The 2,200-nt window shown below is 55.5% G+C and carries 1 protein-coding gene; it reads left to right on the top strand.

The window, feature by feature from the left end; all coding sequences use genetic code 11:
* Positions 1-499: 499 nt before the first annotated feature.
* The coding region (locus H5U08_RS16490; protein ID WP_297035555.1) for a sodium/solute symporter at positions 500-2,200 on the top strand (1,701 nt) is incomplete at its 3' end.

The raw sequence follows: 2,200 nt of genomic DNA, 5'->3' as shown, positions 1-2,200 counted from the left end.
ATCAATCGCACGTAACGGATGCACAAGCGCATGAGGACACCTCCTGCGAAAAAGAGCATGCCCAGGAAACATGAAAACGCTGTTTATGATAACGTGCCGAGCCGCGTCCGGCGAGTTGCCGAACAAGCCTGGAGTATCGCAATACGGTCGACCTTGCGGAGAGAAAAGCGCGTGACTAAATTGGCGCTTTTGATCGGCGGCTTACCAAAAGTGAATGAAAGAGCAACGAGACCGGGAAATCGAAATCGGTTGGCCCGTGACGCCGCGTTCGAGTCATGAGATTGATCGAGAATCAGAGTTTTTCCTGGCCACGGCTTGGTTGCCCCTGGGAAATTGGGCGATCGTTCTCGCGGTATTTTATCGAACTAGATGACATGCGGGAAACTGAAATATGATCTGGATGACCTGGCGTCAATTTCTGTCAAACGTGTGCAGTTCGAAGTCCGCGCGAGATCTCGCTCGAACGCTTGCGGTTGTGTTAGGAATTGGTATCGGCTTGGTGGCGGGTCCACGCGCTCTTGCGGCCGAGCCGGGTGGAACAATCAGTCAGTTTAGCCATGTCACGCTTTCATGGCTCGATCTCACCATCATCTTTGGATACCTGATTGGCATTATTCTGTTGGGCTGTCTGGCGGGGTTGCGACGCCAGGGCGTGCGAGGGACGGACTATTTTCTGGCAAGCAGGTCGCTCCCCTGGCCAATGATCGGCATGGCCCTGTTTGCGACGAATATCTCCACGATCCATCTCGTTAGTTTCGCTCAAAATGGTTATACCTCCGGCCTGACTTACGGAAATTTTGAGTGGATGGCGGCCTTCACGCTGATTATTCTTGCCCTCTTTTTTGCTCCGTTTTACTTGCGGGCTAATGTCGCGACGTTGCCCGATTTTCTGGAACGCCGCTACAATCGGGCGTGCCGCGACTATCTTGCGGTCCTCTCCATATTCTCGGCCGTGGTCGTCCATATCGGTTTCTCGTTACTCACAGGCGCCATCGTGCTTGAAGGAACAATCCTTCCCGCCTTTGTCAACGGGAACCCCGAGAAATATCGCTTCTGGACGGTTCTGGCAATGTGCGGTGCGACGGGAATTTATACCATCGTCGGTGGATTGCTGGCGGTGGTTTGGACGGAAACCATCCAGACCATCGTACTTCTTACCGGCGCGGCGTGCATCACCTGGATCGGTATGAATATGATCGGTGGATGGCACGCCCTGAAAGAAGCGGTTCACCCGGTGAACCTGAGCATCCTCCGCTCCAGCGCCGATCCCACCGGCATCACGTGGTACGCTGTCTTCCTGGGCTACCCGGTGCTGGGTGTGTGGTACTGGTGCACAGACCAGACGATCGTGCAGCGCGTTTTGGGCGCCCGCGATGAAAATCACGCCCGAATCGGACCTCTGTTTGCTGGATTTCTCAAAATTCTGCCGGTGTTTTTGTTTGTGCTGCCGGGCGTGATTTGTCTGGGCCTGGTCAACACGGGCAAGTTGCCCCCGCTGCCAACCACCATTGACGGCACACCTGATACGCAAAAAACATACACCCACATGATCAATCTGCTGCTGGGTCCCGGGTTTCGAGGGATCGTCATTGCCGCCCTTCTGGCAGCGTTGATGAGCACGGTGTCTGGGGCCCTCAATTCCATCGCCACGCTTTTCAGCTACGACATTTACAAACGCTGGCGGGGGGATGTCTCGGACCAGCATCTGGTGTGGATTGGACGCGTCGCCACATTTGTCGCCATGTGCATCGCGGTGGCCTGGACGATGGCCCTTGGTCGCCGGGATACCACCATCTTTCAAGCGATGGTCGATGTGTTCCCGGTTGTGGCGCCGCCCACCGCCGTGGTCTTCCTCTGGGGCGTGTTCTGGCGGAGGACGTCGGGGCGGGCAGCGTTTATCATCCTAGTGGGTGGTTCACTCCTCGGGGTTGGCGTATTCATCCTCACCTGGATGGGAATCCTGAAAATTAACAGCCTCTTCATGGCGTTTATTTTGTTCTGCATCGAGTCCGTACTCATTGTCATTCTTTCGCTTTTGCTCCCCCACGAGCACACGCGAGAAAGTCTGACCTTGGTATGGGAGAAGCCCTGGGATGCCCTCCGAGGCGAAAATGCCTGGCGAGGTTTGCTCGATTACCGCATTTTTGCAGCCCTTTTGTTCGTGACCATGGTCGGACTTTATTGGGCCTTCACGAGTCCG

Source organism: Thermogutta sp. (assembly GCF_014359955.1).
GTDB lineage: Bacteria > Planctomycetota > Planctomycetia > Pirellulales > Thermoguttaceae > Thermogutta.
Note: the sequence above shows the minus strand (reverse complement) of the source record. Positions and strands in the feature narration are given on the sequence as shown.